This is a genomic window from Hahella sp. KA22 (assembly GCF_004135205.1).
Lineage (GTDB): Bacteria > Pseudomonadota > Gammaproteobacteria > Pseudomonadales > Oleiphilaceae > Hahella.
In genome coordinates this window covers 1,051,207-1,066,433 of the sequence record NZ_CP035490.1, presented here as the reverse complement: position 1 = coordinate 1,066,433, position 15,227 = coordinate 1,051,207, and the positions used below count along the sequence as shown (strand labels likewise).

At 52.8% G+C, this 15,227-nt stretch carries 12 protein-coding genes and 1 pseudogene; 8 read left to right on the top strand and 5 right to left on the bottom strand.

Annotated elements, in window-relative coordinates:
• Window positions 1-37 precede the first annotated feature (37 nt).
• Window positions 38-544 (top strand): DUF1993 family protein, encoded by a 507-nt coding sequence (locus tag EUZ85_RS04725; RefSeq protein ID WP_127968160.1) that lies wholly within the window; start codon window positions 38-40, stop codon window positions 542-544.
• Here the strand turns inward: EUZ85_RS04725 and EUZ85_RS04720 are convergent.
• Complete coding sequence (locus EUZ85_RS04720; protein WP_127968159.1) at window positions 526-2,373, bottom strand: ABC transporter ATP-binding protein/permease; 1,848 nt, start codon at window positions 2,371-2,373, stop codon at window positions 526-528. The two genes, EUZ85_RS04725 and EUZ85_RS04720, sit on opposite strands and share 19 nt — an antisense overlap.
• 270 nt (window positions 2,374-2,643) lie before the next feature.
• A pseudogene (locus EUZ85_RS04710) lies at window positions 2,644-3,428 on the bottom strand (alpha/beta hydrolase).
• A 310-nt stretch (window positions 3,429-3,738) separates the two neighbouring features.
• On the opposite strand from EUZ85_RS04710, the gene EUZ85_RS04705 reads away from it, so the two are divergent.
• Together EUZ85_RS04705 and EUZ85_RS04700 are read left to right on the top strand one after the other, a co-directional pair.
• Window positions 3,739-4,623 (top strand): LysR family transcriptional regulator, encoded by an 885-nt coding sequence (locus EUZ85_RS04705; RefSeq protein ID WP_206617996.1) that lies wholly within the window; start codon window positions 3,739-3,741, stop codon window positions 4,621-4,623.
• 381 nt (window positions 4,624-5,004) lie between these two features.
• Window positions 5,005-6,270 carry a cytochrome-c peroxidase gene (locus tag EUZ85_RS04700; protein WP_127968156.1) on the top strand — a complete coding sequence of 422 codons (1,266 nt, stop codon included), beginning with the start codon at window positions 5,005-5,007 and terminating at the stop codon, window positions 6,268-6,270.
• A 12-nt stretch (window positions 6,271-6,282) separates the two neighbouring features.
• Here EUZ85_RS04700 and EUZ85_RS04695 read toward each other — a convergent pair whose 3' ends face one another.
• A complete protein-coding gene (locus tag EUZ85_RS04695; RefSeq protein WP_127968155.1) occupies window positions 6,283-7,401 on the bottom strand; it encodes a GGDEF domain-containing protein in 1,119 nt (372 codons plus the stop codon).
• Between the two features lie 90 nt (window positions 7,402-7,491).
• Window positions 7,492-8,826, bottom strand: a complete 1,335-nt coding sequence (locus tag EUZ85_RS04690) for a DUF2235 domain-containing protein (RefSeq protein WP_127968154.1) — start codon at window positions 8,824-8,826, stop codon at window positions 7,492-7,494.
• Between the two features lie 391 nt (window positions 8,827-9,217).
• On the opposite strand from EUZ85_RS04690, the gene xdp1 reads away from it, so the two are divergent.
• Window positions 9,218-9,949 (top strand): exosortase-dependent surface protein XDP1, encoded by a 732-nt coding sequence (gene xdp1, locus EUZ85_RS04685; RefSeq protein ID WP_127968153.1) that lies wholly within the window; start codon window positions 9,218-9,220, stop codon window positions 9,947-9,949.
• A 72-nt stretch (window positions 9,950-10,021) separates the two neighbouring features.
• On the opposite strand, the gene EUZ85_RS04680 is transcribed toward xdp1, so the two are convergent.
• The gene (locus EUZ85_RS04680) at window positions 10,022-10,477 is read right to left on the bottom strand and encodes a MarR family transcriptional regulator (RefSeq protein WP_164887182.1); all 456 of its coding nucleotides are present in this window, start codon (window positions 10,475-10,477) and stop codon (window positions 10,022-10,024) included.
• Window positions 10,478-10,681: 204 nt separating this feature from the next.
• Between EUZ85_RS04680 and EUZ85_RS04675 the strand changes: the two genes are divergently transcribed.
• The 4 genes from EUZ85_RS04675 to EUZ85_RS04660 all read left to right on the top strand — a co-directional run bounded on the left by EUZ85_RS04675 (window position 10,682) and on the right by EUZ85_RS04660 (window position 15,206).
• The gene (locus EUZ85_RS04675; RefSeq protein ID WP_127968151.1) at window positions 10,682-11,899 is read left to right on the top strand and encodes a GGDEF domain-containing protein; all 1,218 of its coding nucleotides are present in this window, start codon (window positions 10,682-10,684) and stop codon (window positions 11,897-11,899) included.
• Between the two features lie 150 nt (window positions 11,900-12,049).
• The gene (locus tag EUZ85_RS31000) at window positions 12,050-12,946 is read left to right on the top strand and encodes a methyl-accepting chemotaxis protein (protein ID WP_127968150.1); all 897 of its coding nucleotides are present in this window, start codon (window positions 12,050-12,052) and stop codon (window positions 12,944-12,946) included.
• Between the two features lie 479 nt (window positions 12,947-13,425).
• The gene (locus EUZ85_RS04665; RefSeq protein WP_127968149.1) at window positions 13,426-13,638 is read left to right on the top strand and encodes a hypothetical protein; all 213 of its coding nucleotides are present in this window, start codon (window positions 13,426-13,428) and stop codon (window positions 13,636-13,638) included.
• Window positions 13,639-14,183: 545 nt separating this feature from the next.
• Window positions 14,184-15,206: a 2-dehydropantoate 2-reductase gene (locus EUZ85_RS04660; protein ID WP_164887181.1), complete on the top strand. Its 1,023-nt coding sequence runs from the start codon at window positions 14,184-14,186 to the stop codon at window positions 15,204-15,206.
• Window positions 15,207-15,227: the final 21 nt, after the last annotated feature.

The following is a 15,227-nucleotide window of genomic DNA, read 5'->3' as shown; positions in this document are numbered from 1 at the left end:
CAAATAACCAACTCTTATCATCGCCGGAGGCGATATTATGTCTATATCCATGTACCAGACTTCCGTCCCCATCTTCATCCGCATGCTCGGCAACCTCAACCAGATCCTGGAGAAAGCCGCCGCCCACGCGGAGAAAAAAGGCTTCAACCCTCAAAACTTGGTTAATTACCGCCTGTATCCGGATATGTTGCCGCTTTCTTCTCAGATTCAGATCGCCACCGATACAGTGAAAGGCTGCGTCGCGCGGCTTTCCGACCAGCAGCCGCCGGTTTTCGAGGACAACGAAATCACATTGGCGGAGTTATCCGCCCGGGTCACCAAGACCATTGATTACGTAAAAACCTTCACTCCAGAGCAGATCGACAATACGGAAGAAAAGACCATTCAACTGAAGCTGGGCTCTTACACGCCAACTTTCACTGGTCAGCGCTACCTGTTGCACTTCGTGCTGCCCAATCTGTATTTCCACATTACTACCGCCTACGCCATCCTGCGCCACAACGGTGTGGACATAGGTAAAGCCGATTATCTGGGCGTTGAATAGTGCTCGTCTGAGGCTTCTTGCTCCGGCCTGACGGCCGGAGTTTCCGTATCCTCGCGTTGCTGGATGCGCCATAGATTGGCGTAAACGCCATTGAGCGCCAGCAGTTCAGAGTGAGTCCCCTGCTCTGCGACTTTTCCGTCCTGCAGCACCACGATCAAGTCGGCGTCGATAACCGTAGACAACCGGTGGGCGATCACCAGACTGGTCTGCCCCTGAGAGACTTCCCTGATCGCCTGCAACACGCTTTGTTCGGACTTGCTGTCCAACGAAGAGGTCGCCTCGTCAAACACCAGTATGGGCGGGTTCTTCAAAATCGCGCGGGCAATGGCGACGCGTTGCTTTTCGCCGCCGCTCAACTTCAATCCGCGCTCTCCCACCAAGGTATTCACACCATCCGGCAGATGTTGGATAAACTCTTCCAGATGCGCCATACGGATAGCGCGCCAGACGTCTTCCTCCGTCGCATCAATCCGGCCATAGCGGATGTTTTCGTATAGGCTGTCGTTAAACAGCACCGTATCCTGAGGCACAATCGCAATCGCGGAGCGCAGCGACTTCAACGCCACCTCCCGAATGTCCTGCCCATCCACTTTTATGGCGCCGCCATTGACGTCGTAGAAACGAAACAGCAGTTTGACCAGCGTCGACTTCCCCGCCCCGCTGCCTCCCACCACCGCCACTTTGCGTTGCGGTTCAATGCGGAAGCTGACGCCTTGCAATATGGGGCGTTGGGTCGAGTAACCGAAATGGACGTCAGAAAATTCAAGCGCCCCCTGTCCCACCTGCAACTCGGGGGCGCCGACCTTGTCAGGCACTTGCGAGGTTCTGCGCAACAGTACGAACAGTTGCTCAATGTTGGCGAGCGAGCCTTTCATCTCGCGATAGATAAAACCCAGGAAATTCAGCGGCATGAACAGCTGCATCATAAAAGCGTTGATGAGGGCGAAGTCACCTAAGGTCATCTCTCCCGCCACGACATTTTGCGCAGCCAAAATCATCATCGACGTCATGGCCAGCGCCACAATAAACGCCTGTCCGCCGTTCAACACAAACAGCGACAAGCGGTTTTTGCGGCGCGCCTGCTCCCAACGCGCCAGCACGGCGTCATAGCGCCGTGCTTCGTATTCTTCATTGGTGAAATATTTCACCGTCTCATAGTTGAGCAGGCTATCCACAACCCGGGTATTGCTTTCAGAGTCCGCGCGATTGGCTTCCCGCACATGCTCCGTGCGCCAGTCCGTCGCCACCACCGAGTAAGCGACGTACAACACCACGGCGACAAAGGTGATCAGCGCGAACCACAGCGAGTAGTTCATCAACAGCAGGCCGATCACCATGAGGATTTCCAGCAGCGTGGGCGCGATATTGAACACCATAAACCGCATTAGAAAGCTGATGCCGGACAGCCCACGCTCGATATCCCGAGACAAGCCGCCGGTATTGCGATTCAAGTGGAAATCAAGATCCAGGGAGTGCAAATGTTGAAACGCCTGCAAGCCGATGCGCCGCATGGCCCGCTCCGTCACTCTCCCAAACAGGGCATCGCGCACTTCGCCGAATAGCACATTGCCAAGCCTTGCCGCGCCATAGGCCAACAACAAGGCCAGAGGCAATCCCACCACAATGTTGGCGCGCCCCGAATCGAGGCCATCGATAATGTATTTAAGAATAAACGGCAAGCCGACGCTGGCGCCTTTCGCTCCCATCAAACATAACAAAGCCAATGAAACCCGGCGCTTATGCTCAAGTAGATAAGGCCACAAAGAACGGAGAGTTTTGATCCCCGCTTCGTTGTCCGGCGCATCGGTGGCGGAACTGGAACGTCGCATAATGATATATCAGTCGCTATCAGAGTCAGTGTTGAACTACAGCCTGCGTTAGGACGCGCCGGCGGATATCGCTAAATATAAGTGCGTCACGCGCTTGCAGCGCGGGCTGGGAACCCATCACTATAACAAGTACTTATAGCCCATTCCCCGCCAATTCTCTTACTGCGGTTCAATATCGCGGCAATCGAAAGAGCAGGAGAAGAGCGTCAAAAAGCACTGGCGAGGCGAATCTTCGCCCAAGCGCCACGATGACGCTCCCCGCGACTCGTCCTAAAAATGAGAAACAAGAAACTCAGACATCAACTGCATGGCGCGTTCCGCTGCTTCAATCTGAGCGAATCCATTAGGAAAGACATGCGGCATCGCCTCCCAGACATGCCCGCTGACTACAGCTCCGGCTGCCTGCGCCTTCTCTGCGTACGCCAGGGAGTCGCTCAGCAGTATCTCCGCCGTCCCTACATGAATCTGCAACGGAGGCAGTCCGGAATGCTGACCATACAGGGGCGAAACCTTTGGATCATCTGCATTGTGGCCGACAAGGTAATATCCGGCAAAGGCCGCCACGGCGTCATACGTGAGATAGAACTCCTCGTCGGCGCGCTCTTCATGGCTCGAGCCAGATCGGTCCATGGCGACATGGTCACGCAGCAAACCGGCGCATGCCCATATGCGCCATCTTTGTCAGCGCCGATCTGCTCAGCCAGTGAGAGAGCGAGCCCGCCGCCGGCGGAATCCCCTACGATAGCAATCTGTTGGCGTCCTGCTGCAATCAGCCCCGCGTATACCGCCTTCGCCTGATTCAACGCTGACGGAAACGGATGCTCAGGCGCCAGTCCGTAATCTGCGATAAACACATCGATCCCCGTCCGCGCGGCGAATTGCCCGGCAAAATGCCGGTAGGCATGCGCTGAACCAACCACATAACCTCCGCCGTGCAAGTAGAGAATAACGGCGTCAGAAAGCGCGTTCTTAACCTGCACCCAGACTCCCGGTACACCGCCCACGGTATCAGGGTGATACTCAACTCCAGCGGCGGCGGGCGTTTCTTCTATCATCTGATTATAGCTGTCACGGGCCTGCGGCCCATTGAGCATGCCTTTGAAAGGAGCGGTTTGCTGGCGTATGGCGTCTACTACGGCTAGGTCGGCCGGGCTGACGGGATGGTTGGTGAAGAGTTCGTTTTGGTCTCGGGACATCTTTTTACACCTCTGTAACTCAAACAACTTACGACAGGCGCGATACAACAACCGCTACGCGCCGGGGTTTAAGCGCCGTCTGCTTGCGCCCTGTGAATGGAACTCCGGTAGAATAGGTCATCCCATAAATGAGAATAAATAACCAGTATTCCGACGGAGCGTTCCATAAATGAAACACCCAATTGTCCTGGACGCATTGGCTCACTTCGACCTCGTCGCGCGCCATGGCGGTTTCAGTCGAGCGGAACAGGCTTCTGGCAAACCCAAGGCCACGCTCTCCCGACAGGTTCGAGGATTAGAGGATCAGCTGGGGATTCGTCTGATCAACCGCGACAATCGGGCTTTCGCCTTGTCTGAAGAAGGACGATGGCTGCACGAGCGAACACGCGACCTACTGGCCGATCTGCATGAAGCGGTGACCGCATTGACCCACGACCACGCTCCTGCCCGCGGCCGCCTGCGCGTCAGTTGCCCGATGATGTTTGGACATATGGTGATGGGACGTCGCGCCGCCGAATTTGCGCAGGCCTATCCGGAAATCCAATTGGAAGTGACGGTGGAAGAGCGCGAAGTGGACCTGATTGAAGAAGGATATGATGTCGTCATTCGCGTCAATCCCCGCCCGGATAGCCAACTCGTTGGACGCTGCATACTGCGCAACGTCCAACACCTCGTGGCCCGGGCCGGGATGTCGCGCCCCCGTGATGAAACGGTTCCCATACCAGCGGTCACTCGCTCCAGCACGCCAGACGAGCGCACGCTACGCGTACTGGATGGCCCAAACGAACGGGCTTACCTGCTTCGCAGCGCCCTACGCCTGCCCTCCCCGCTGATGCAGCGCGACGCTGTTCTAACTGGCGGCTTGGTCGCCATCTTGCCCTATGCTTTAATCGCGCAGGATCTGGCTAACGGAACCCTGGTCGACTGGGGACGCCTGCCCACCCCACCAGTGGAAGTCTGGGCCCTACACGCCAGCCGCCGCCTCACCAGCGCCAGAATAAAAGCCTTTATAGATTTTCTTAGCGATCAGGCGACGTTACCGCCGCCAAGCTAAATATTGAGTCAGGAATTGCCTCATCTGACGGGAGCCGATGGCCTCCTGAAAGAAACGTAACATTCTGTTTACAAAGAAAATTCATTTTAATAAAGTCGCATACACCTACCTAACGAGAAAGCAAAGGAGAGCTACGCCACCAAAAATACAAAGTCGGATCAATTTCAGAGGCTCCGGGTTAACCAAAATACGAAAAATGACGCTAAAACCCGCGTCGCCTCATACAAGCTAACAACAAATAATACAAAGCAGAGGGAGTATTACTGCGACAGCTTTTACAGGGAGAATGCTGTGACTCATTCCAATCAAAATAATCTCTTACGTCGTTCTATCGCACTTACTATCTTAACCAGCGCACGCGCCTTTGCCGGGCCTTTACCAATGCCTGTCGTCGATTCGGATTACTACGATAATGGCGATCCGGCTCCGGCTAAATATGAGTTGGGGCGCATGCTCTTTTTCGACAAGATCATGAGCGGCAATCGCAATATATCCTGCGCCACCTGTCATAACCCACTGCTCGCCACAACGGATGGTCTGTCTTTGGGCATTGGCGAAGGTGGGCGTTTTATTGGTCCTTATCGCACCACAGGTTCCGGCGACGACGCCGTGCCCGGTCGTATAGGCCGACATGCGCCACACCTTTATAACCTGGGCGCGCGGGAGTTCATCCATCTCAATTGGCAGGGCATCATGGAGGGCAATGCAGACAAGCCCAGCGAAATCAGTATTCCGGCCGGCCCGGAAAAACCAGGTGGACTGGATAACGTCCTGGCCGGACAGGCGCTGTTTCCCATCGCCAACCTCAATGAAATGATCGGGCAGCGCGGCGAGAATGAAATCGCCGATTCCGTCCGCCCCGGCAATGGTCGCTTCCGTCCCATTTGGGAGGGCTACCTAAAACGCATCCGCGCCATTCCCGAATATGTCGAGTTATTCCAGGCCGCGTATCCCAACATCAGTCTGCCTGAAGATATCAAGATCGCCCATTATGCAAACGCCATCGCCGCCTTTGAAACCAGCGCCTTTCGCGCCGATAACAGCCGTTTTGATCAGTATCTGCGAGGCGATGTCGACGCACTCAGTCCGAAGGAAGTGGAAGGTATGAATTTATTCTATGGCGCGGCGGGTTGCGACAGCTGTCATAGCGGTAAATTCCAGACCGACCACAGCTTCCATAACATCGCCATGCCACAGATTGGCCCCGGACCGGAGGTGCGCATGCCGTTAGAGGATCGCGGTCGGACGGAAGCCAGTCGTGAACAGAGCGATTTCGCCAAGTTCAAAACGCCCTCGCTGCGTAACGTCGCGCATACTGCCCCATACGGCCACAGCGGCGCTTATGCATCACTGGAGGGCGTCGTCAGGCATCACCTGAATGCGCTGGAGTCATTGGACAACTACGACAGATCGCAAGTGTTGATGCCCTCGCGCAGCGACCTGGACGAGATTGACTTTCAGGGGTATGAGGATGTTTCGTTACGGGACAAGATCGCTCAGAACAACGAGCTGCGCCCTAACCCGTTATCCGATGCGGAAGTCAGCGCATTAATCGCCTTTCTGCACACGTTAACGGATACGGACAGTCTTAATCTCCGTAAACTGATTCCCAGCCAGGTTCCCAGCGGCATTGCAGTCAGCGACTGATATTAAGCTGTTTTAGGGCACGGTGTCCGCGGTTTGCTCCGCGGATACCACTCGATTACGTCCCGCGCCTTTGGCCGCATACAAGGCTTGATCCGCTCTGGCGATCAAGGCTTCCATGGCCTCTCCCTCTTCCAGCTCCGCCGCGCCAAGAGATATGGTGACGCGAAACTCCGGCGCGACTTCTGGAAAGGGAATATCCATCACCGCCCGTCGCAGTCGCTCAGCCGTAATGAAAGCGCCGTCGAGAGGGGTTTGCGGGAGAACCAGCAAAAACTCCTCGCCACCATAGCGTCCCAAACAATCGATGGAGCGCACCAGGGACTGCATGGTTTCCGCCACTTTTTTCAGCACGGCGTCACCGGCCTGGTGACCATAAGAATCGTTGATGCGCTTGAAGTGATCGATGTCCAGCAAACAGAGAGACAAAGCCCCTGAACTACGCCGGCAACGACTGATCTCATTGGATAATTGCTTCATTAGTTCACGTCGAGTACAGAGCCCGGTTAACTCATCCGTACTCGCCATCACGCTGATTTTTTCCAGCGCTTCGTTCAATTGATGATTCTTTACCCTGAGGCTCGCACGTAATTTACTGATAAAGCCGCCGATCAGAGCCATTTGCGCCATCACCATGAAAAGCGCAGTCAACAGTACAAATTCAGAGTTTGGCGTCACCAGGCGCGGCTTTAACCATAACAACAAACACAGCAGCCCCAGATAACCTCCGAAATAGGCTGCAGCAACACGAATATAACGCTTAGTGTCGATGCCGAGGATACCGTATAACAAAGGGATAATAGCCACCATCGCCACCGCGCTGCGGGCCTGATTGTCATCCATGAAGTACATGATATACAGCGGGGGGAATAACGAGACCAGCATCTGCTCTTCCGTAAGATTGGGATCCTTACGGCTTAAATTCCAATTACTCAGAAAGCACAGATAAAAACCGCCGTTGATGGCGACGCTCATGATGAGAAAATGCATCGCATAGCGCAGTTCAAGCAAGCCAGACGACCATCCCGCCATGGCGACGGCAAAGGTGAGGAGGTAAGACCCAAAAGTCATCAGTGTGCGGCGTTTACGAATGTGCTGATGGCTCTTGATCCGTTCGTCCAGGCTGCTGCTCACTGTCCTTCGCGCTCCTTTCCTTTTGACCCATTTCTACGCTCTGGAGCCACGCTGATCTCCAGGCGCAAAGGAACGGAACCGCTTAATCCGTCATGCGGCGAATGCCAATCCCGCCTCTTGTCCATTACGCCATTTCACTTCCGCAAACCGCTCACCCCATAACGGATGCCGAACGGTAACGCGATTGTGTTCGCTGATAGCGCCGACCGCCTCCAAACGGGCGCCAGCGCCGGAATAATCCAGCACCCGGCAAAGTTCTCCCGTTCCGGTAAGCGTCGCGCTCACTGCGGCTTCATCCACAAGAATGCGCTCACATCTACGGGGATAGAACAGCGGAACATGATCATTGAATGCGGCGTACAAGTTGCCCTTATTGAGCCCTGCGCCTTTATTGTCCGACCTTACTTTCGCAAAGTGATGAATTTTCTCATTCACCCCCAGTTCTAACCCAAGCTCTTCTCGCTGCTGGGGACCAATCGGACGACAGAATTCGCCCATAGCAGAATAAATGCCGTTGAATTCATCATGTAAGGAGCCCATTTCGCGATGCTCCTCAGCGGTGGACATCACCATGGACGGGTCAGAGTAGAGGCCATGAGCCCTGGCTTGTTCACTCATGAACGCCAGGGTCAAATCTGACAACTCCGCTTCACTGTAACCGCCTCCCACATCCGAATGGCTACCCGGCAACCAAACCTGCAATATGCGCTGGTTATCCCGGTCACGGCGCAGCTCGGAAGCGTCAGGATGATGAGTCCACAGATCCGGGGAGAACGGCTTGCGCAACTCGTCAATCGCAAGAGCCTGCACGGCGAACTTCACCGTATCGGACAACTGCGTGTCATGGAACCCCACCCAGCGTCGGGACAGCGCGCGCAAACCCGTAATGGGAGCGCCCAACGCGCCAACGGTGTCCCACACCCCCATGAACTCAATTTCCACGCGCCGATTCTGACTCTCCACCAGATCAATCAAGCGACGGGCAGTGTAGGCCTGCGCCAACTGCTCACGTTCCTCTGGCTGGGTGCGATAATAGCTGTAGGCTAAAGGGAAATTTTTCATTTCATATTTCGGCAGTAACCCGAATAAATGAATGAAGCCGGCGAGAGACCTGACAGTGTAGGCGCCGCGGCTGAATCCAAACAGATAAATGCGATCACCTTCCGACCAGTTATTAGCCAGAAAGCGATAAGCATCCATGACATTATCGGCCAGTCCTGCACCCAACGCGCCCCCAACAAAACGGTCCCACAAACCGTTCACACCCACGCCCATATCGTAGAACACCACCTGATGCGCCCCTTGGTAACAAGGCGTAATAGAGCGCACCAGTTTGAGCACGTTCGTAGGATGACAATTCACATCCTGTTCGGATTCCGGTCTATTCCAAGTACCGTCGCAGCAGACAACTATCGACTTGCCCATACATCCCTCCCCCGTATTGCATTGCGGGCCGGTCTTCGATCCTTGTCGGCGCAGGCAAGCGTGGCGTCAATCGCGCGTTCTCCAGCAGAATCGAAGAGGCATCAGCGACCAGGGAAATTTCACCCACTATTTCCCTTTACACATGTATAAAAAATAGTCTACCGCACTAAAAATGCAATCCGCCCCGAAGGCCTTGCGCGCCAAGGCCACGCACAAAGAAAGTTATCGTAGACCTACTTTATTGGGCGAGACAAAGCGTCATATTCCTTTACACAATCAACCTTAACAATACACCTAACTCTTTGTTTTAAAACATGTGGCACGCCTATTGCTATCTAATGAGCCAGAATTTCACTACAACCTCAAAGATATTTCTTAATGGAGTAACGACATGATCAAATTTATCGCAAAAAGCGTACTGGTCTCCGGGCTGGCGGTTTCCTCAGCATTCGCAAGCACTATCTCCTGGGACCTGAATGATGGCGTTGCTTACGGTTCCTACAACAACTCTATTTCTTACTCTAAAGACGGCCTGGGCCTGACTGTCACCGCATGGAGCGACACCAAAGGTTCTTCCGACAACAAACTCGAAGATGCGCGTCTGGGACGTTGGGACGGCCTGGGCGTTTGTAACGACGACGAGTACAGAGCTGATCGTTGCGCCTCTCCTGAGCATTCCATTGACAACGACAGCGGCTACGGCGCCGACTACGACATGCTCATGCTGTCCTTTTCTGAAGCCGTTAACCTGAGCTCTTTCAAGAACGGCTGGTATTACTCCGACTCTGACGTTTCCATTCTGGCCTACACTGGCGGCGCTTCCGCTTATGACCTGAATGACAAAGAGTGGAACGATCTGTTGGGCGACGGCTGGAGCGTAGCGGGCAACTACGCCGACACCAAGAAAAACGAAACTGCTACTGGCACGGACATCGCATCCAAATTCTGGTTGATTGGCGCATACAACCCTGCCTTCGGCGAGAGCTGGTCTTCATACAATGACCACTTCAAACTGAGACATGTCACCATCGAAACTGTCGATGTTCCAGAGCCTGCGACAGTAGCGCTGATTGGCCTGGGTCTGGCTGGCTTCGGCTTGTCCCGTCGCCGTAAAGCGGCATAATTCTCGCTTAAATAGAAAAGCCGGCAACGCCGGCTTTGTTTTATCTTTCAACCTTTAACTTGCAACAGCGCCTCACTCTAACTTATCGCGCTTTGACAACGCCTGACGCAACTCTTCCAGTTGCTTCCGCAACGCCTTCGCTTCATCCATTCCTAATCCAGACATACACAACACTTGCTCTGGAATGCTTTCCGCAGAGTCCCTTAATTGTTTTCCCGCTTCCGTTAAAAACAGACGCACGACTCTCTCATCTTCCGTTGAGCGTTTGCGTTGCAGCAGTCCCTCTTTTTCCAGACGCTTAACCACAGGGCTCAGAGCGCCGAGATCCTGGGTCAATTGTTTCGCCAGCTCCGAAGAGGTCACCCCTTCCTGCTCCCAAAGCACCAGCATGATGAGATATTGCGGATAGGTCAGTCCCAACTCGCTCAATAGGGGTTTATAGAGTTTACTCATCGCCAACGAAGTGGAGTAAAGAGCGAAACAAAGCTGCTCGCCAAGTTTTAAGGCCTTTCCGGGAGGGGTCGTCATAATCGTCATTCTCTTTTTCTAGTCCTGCAGCGCGCTCTATGCGGGGAAAGCGGCTAATATTTAAATTATCCGCAGGCTGCCCGGAGCATTGTACGCCATCCATCCGTCGGGTCGAGACAGAGGAACCGGCATGCGCGTTTCAAGGCGTGAAAAAGTAGCAGTATGCGCTTATAGTCAAAAATTTACTCCTATTGGGAACATCCCATGCGAGGATTCGCCTTCCATCGCAATTCGCCAAATAAACGGGACCTCCCGCCGGAGTTGCGAGATGAACTGGAGCAGCAACGCAAACGTGACCTGGCCAACCGCCAGCGCCCCGGAATCCTGTTCTATCCCGCAACCTGGGTGTTCATCTCCGCGGCGATCATGTTCAGCTCACCCACGCCAGAGAAATCTCTTTGGCTGGCTTATGTCGCCCTGCTGATCATCGCCGTATCAGGCTATCGTTATTACGCGATGCACCAGTTCATGCGTAAGCTTGAAGTAGGGAAGGAGGCTTCTTATATGCCTCTATTATTCGGCGCCAGCTTCAGCGCAGGTCTGTGGGGCGGTATCGCTGCGCTATCGGTGCTTCCTACGCCTTTTGCACCACACTTCCCTTTGTTTCTTACTTGTACTCTCGGACTGTGCGCCGGTGGAGCCGCATCTCTGGCGATTCTGGGTCGCATGGTGAATCTGTTCATCATTTGCCTGCTGGCGCCCATGACTCTGGCGTTGTTTTCCCCTTACACCACCCAACCTGGCGCGGTAGGCTTTCTACTGATGACTTTCGGCCTGGGCATGAGCTGGATCTCCACCCTGCCCCGTCACGAATACGAAGTCGCTGTATTAAGCATCATAAAGCTGTCACAACAGGCCAAATACCTGACCGAGCTGACGATTCAAGATGGTCTGACAGGCGTCAAAAACCGCCGTTACTTCGATCAGATTCTGAACGCCGATTTGCGGCGAGCCTCTCGCTTGAACTACCCCATATCGCTCCTGCTCATCGATATCGATCATTTCAAGCGGGTCAATGATCGCTACGGCCACTTGGTTGGAGACGAATGTCTGGTGCAAACCGCACAAACTCTGATGCGCCAATTACAACGCAACAGCGATGTCCTGGCTCGCTATGGGGGAGAAGAGTTTGGCATCATTTTGCCCGGCGTCGATGCGGAGGAAGCCGCCGCCCTGGCGGAGAAACTACGCAAAGCGGTGGCGGCATGCGCTGTCTGGAATCTATCGGACCCAGTATCCGTCACAATCAGTATTGGCGGGGTCAGTGGCGTTCCCAGAGAGACCATGCCCCCTAAACAACTCCTGGAGCTTGCGGACAAAGCGCTCTATCAGGCCAAGTCTTATGGTCGCAATTGCGTATTCTGGTCATCGCTGGATGGCGTTCTGACGCCTGTAAATTCAGAGAAAGGACCGCAATACTGACCCCTCATCTTTATGAATTTTAAATAGATTTGCGCAGGCGAAATTTACCGCCTGCGTCTACACTCAAGAATACTCCTTGACGCCATCCACTGGCGCAGGCCCGCTAAAATCGGGCGATGACCAAAAACATGACCACAGGCGGATAAGAATATGTTCGGATTCGGCAAACCACGCGCAAATGACGACCAGACCATCATAGACAACTCACGCTTGCGGGAGTTGGAGCGCAAAGCGGAATTGCTAGACAGGCTTATGGAGAAGAGCCCTGCGGCCATGGCGAAATCGATCCACGACAATGCCGTCAAAGTAAAGAAATCCACGGAAAAGCGACTGTCTGAGATTCAGGACAGTTGCCATCAGTTGGAAGCGTTTATGGATCACTCCGCACAAATTAAAGGAGTGACGGAACAGTCCGTGGAAGTGGCGGTGGGCACCGTCGACACCACCCAGCAAAGTGTGGCCGACATCAAACAACTGTCCTCAAATATCGAAGCCTCATCGCGCTACATCAATGAGTTTACTGATCTACTGTCCTCCCTGGAAGAAAGCAACAAAACGATCAATCAGCTAGTCGAATCCATCAAAGCGATCGCTGACCAAACCAACCTGCTCGCTCTCAACGCAGCCATCGAAGCCGCCCGCGCGGGTGAGCACGGCAGAGGATTCGCCGTCGTCGCGGACGAAGTGCGCCAATTGGCGACCACCGCCAACGAGTCAGCGGAAGAAATACAAAGTGAAATAAAGAAAATCACCGACATTTCCGGACGCGTCATCCAGAAGCAGCAGGAAGTGTCCGAAGTCATAGGCAGCAGCGTCACCATCGCCAGTGAAACCGTTCGCAATCTCAATCAATTAATGAGTTCCGCCACTGAAAGTGCGGAGGCGGCAAAAGGCGTCGCTCGGGATTTCGACCATCTTTCACAAGAGCTCGATTCACTCAATCACCGTACACAGAATCTATTGGAAGACACTCATAAATCAGTTGAAGGCGCCGATGAAAATATTCATCTCAGTGAAGAACTCCGTCAACATCTCAGCGCCAAGTAAGCCCTTCATAATTACGGAAGTGCGGCCAACTCATTGATTTATTTGCACTTCCGTACCACTTCATTTCCTCTCATATACGTTTATATGTGCGTATAAACACATAGTCTTCATATTGATTTTCTATCGAAAACAATTTGTAACTTAGGTAATTTCCGAAATTTTTAAATTATTGTGCATTTTTTAACTGACTTATTAAAAACTTTGTCTAAACTACTAAATAAATAAGGTTTTGCTCATTCCTCCCTTGGTTGAGCGCTGTAAAAAAGTATGTTGTAAGGTTGCAAATTCTTTTCTTATGGCAATAATTCACAACAATTTTCAATCAAGGGAATTATCAAGGTTCAGCGCTTTCTAAAAGTAAGAGAGCCTTTTGAAGAGACAGAGTAGTTAAAGTCCAAAGGCTGTAGTAAAGGGAGATAGGCAAGCATTTTGCTTATCTATAGATGAGAGTAAAACTGCCGATATAGTGAGCAAGGATCATGGCGAAAGTATTACAGACAGAAATTTTGGAGGTAACTGCAATGACCAGCCAAATTTCACACTACAACAAACGCTTAGAGCGTTTATACAGTAGCAAAATGGAACAACTTAACCGCGCAATGACTGCAGGCAACAAATTTCGTTGTCTGGTATTACAGGCTGAAGCTGACGCGATTTGTCAGGAACTTAAACAATTTGTCGGCGCTAAATAGTCTTCTATTTATCGCCGACGCTTCTCTCCTTCAGGGAGAGCTGTAGTCAGAGCTATTGACAAAGCCTCTTATCCATTGAATTTATTAGCTTTTCTTCTGTTCCCATTACAGAGCCTCCACCGTCGCCCCCTCCAAATAACCTTTATAATAAATTAGATTATATATATCTATTTTTATATTAATTTATGACTCAATAAACTTTACAAGGGTTTTGTAAAGTATTTAACAAAAGCGGAAATATACGTCTGAAATTTTTACACCTTAATCTGAAATAGCATTTCAGCATTTTGACCAGGGGAGCAATATTACGCATATAATTTGTAACTCCTTGAATTTGTTCCCTGCATGAGCCTGCCATTAATTTTATTATCCTGTTTTTGGTGCTACATTCATTGTAGGGTATGCACTCTAATGCCCGCTCCCCTTGCGCATGGCGGCAATTAAAAGGAGATAGAACTCGTCACCAAAAAGTGTCTGCCTGCGTCCGAATATCCGGACAAAATCTGCCGCTCAGCATACTGAAAAATAACAAAAGGAGTAGAAAGATGAGGTACGCCGTCCTCGGCGCAGGAACAATAGGCAGTTTTTTGGGAGGAATGCTGCAGGCAGGCGGCAATCCCGTCTGGTTCGTTGGCCGCTCGACGCAAGCACACCTCATTGCTCAGGAAGGCCTGCATCTACGCAACCTCAAAGGCGGACGACGTTACTTCGATGGCGCACAGCTTCATTTCGGCGATGATCCCTCCGTTCTGGCTAACGCCGACTGTATATTAGTGACGGTAAAAAGCCAGGATACGGCCAGCGCGGCGGAAGTTCTGCGTCGTCACGCCCCGGAATCCGCCATTATTGTGAGCTTCCAGAACGGAGTCCGAAATGCCGGACAGCTCAAAGCCCGCTTACCCCATAAGATTATTCCCGGGATGGTCCCATTCAACGTGATACAGCCCCATCCTGGCGATCTTCGGCAAGTCTCATCCGGCCATTTAGCCATACAGGCCTCCCCCTTTTCAGAGCAGATTCAGAAAGATTTCAAGGCGGGCGGACTGCCATTGGATATTCACGAGCGGATGGAGCCGGTGCAGTGGAGTAAGTTGTTGCTCAACCTCAACAACGCCATTAATGCCTTATCGGGACTACCTTTGCGCACCATGTTGCTCAACCCCGGTTATCGTAAAGCACTGGCGGCGGCGCAGCGGGAAGCGTTAAGGGTGATTGAGCAGGCAGGCTTCCAAACCGTTCGGCTGGGCGCGATTGTGCCTGAACTGTCGCCCTATCTCCTGCATCTTCCGACGCCGCTGTTCCGCCTTATCGCCAATGCTGCGCTGGCCATTGATCCCGACGCTGGCTCTTCCATGCAGGATGACCTTCGCCTTGGTAAAAAAACGGAAGTGGAATACATCAATGGCGAAGTAACGCACTTGGCGGACAAGTTAGGCGCTCCCTGTCCGGTTAATCGGACACTGATGGATCTGATTAAACAAGCAGAAACCGAAGGCAGGGACTACCGTAAGCTCAGTGCGCAAGACATCCTCAACGCGATTACGACCGCTTGCGCAGCGGAAGAATAGAGCCCGCTGCAATAACCTGAA

Bases quoted from the DNA above. Each gene is read 5' to 3' on its own strand.
- EUZ85_RS04665 (WP_127968149.1), top strand. From the start codon at position 13,426: ATGGCGAAAGTATTACAGACAGAAATTTTGGAGGTAACTGCAATGACC.
- EUZ85_RS04675 (WP_127968151.1), top strand. From the start codon at position 10,682: ATGCGAGGATTCGCCTTCCATCGCAATTCGCCAAATAAACGGGACCTC.
- EUZ85_RS04725 (WP_127968160.1), top strand. From the start codon at position 38: ATGTCTATATCCATGTACCAGACTTCCGTCCCCATCTTCATCCGCATG.
- xdp1 (WP_127968153.1), top strand. From the start codon at position 9,218: ATGATCAAATTTATCGCAAAAAGCGTACTGGTCTCCGGGCTGGCGGTT.
- EUZ85_RS04680 (WP_164887182.1), bottom strand. From the start codon at position 10,477: ATGACGACCCCTCCCGGAAAGGCCTTAAAACTTGGCGAGCAGCTTTGT.
- EUZ85_RS04690 (WP_127968154.1), bottom strand. From the start codon at position 8,826: ATGGGCAAGTCGATAGTTGTCTGCTGCGACGGTACTTGGAATAGACCG.
- EUZ85_RS31000 (WP_127968150.1), top strand. From the start codon at position 12,050: ATGTTCGGATTCGGCAAACCACGCGCAAATGACGACCAGACCATCATA.
- EUZ85_RS04700 (WP_127968156.1), top strand. From the start codon at position 5,005: ATGCCTGTCGTCGATTCGGATTACTACGATAATGGCGATCCGGCTCCG.
- EUZ85_RS04720 (WP_127968159.1), bottom strand. From the start codon at position 2,373: ATGCGACGTTCCAGTTCCGCCACCGATGCGCCGGACAACGAAGCGGGG.
- EUZ85_RS04660 (WP_164887181.1), top strand. From the start codon at position 14,184: ATGAGGTACGCCGTCCTCGGCGCAGGAACAATAGGCAGTTTTTTGGGA.
- EUZ85_RS04705 (WP_206617996.1), top strand. From the start codon at position 3,739: ATGAAACACCCAATTGTCCTGGACGCATTGGCTCACTTCGACCTCGTC.